The 241-nt window shown below is 70.5% G+C and carries 1 pseudogene; it reads left to right on the forward strand.

The window, feature by feature from the left end:
- Positions 1-239 (forward strand): annotated as a pseudogene (locus tag BN358_RS26610) (hypothetical protein); the annotation flags it as partial.
- Positions 240-241 lie beyond the last annotated feature (2 nt).

Raw genomic sequence — 241 nt, forward strand, 5'->3', positions numbered from 1 at the left:
CCGAGGCCACCTTCGAGGCCCACGAGCTGACCTTCAACGTGTTCTGCCTCTTCGGCGGCGTGGAGGTCACGGTGCCGCCGGGCACCGACGTGGACAGCAGCGTGATCGCCGTGTTCGGCGGCGCCGAGGTTCGCAAGCTCGCCCCGCCGGACGGCGTCGCACCCCGGATCGCGGTCAAGGGCTTCTGCGGCTTCGGCGGCGTGGAGGTGCGCAACCCGAAGGACCGCAAGCGGAATTGACC

Source organism: Sedimentibacter sp. B4 (assembly GCF_000309315.1).
Taxonomy (GTDB): Bacteria; Bacillota; Clostridia; order Tissierellales; family Sedimentibacteraceae; genus Sedimentibacter; species Sedimentibacter saalensis.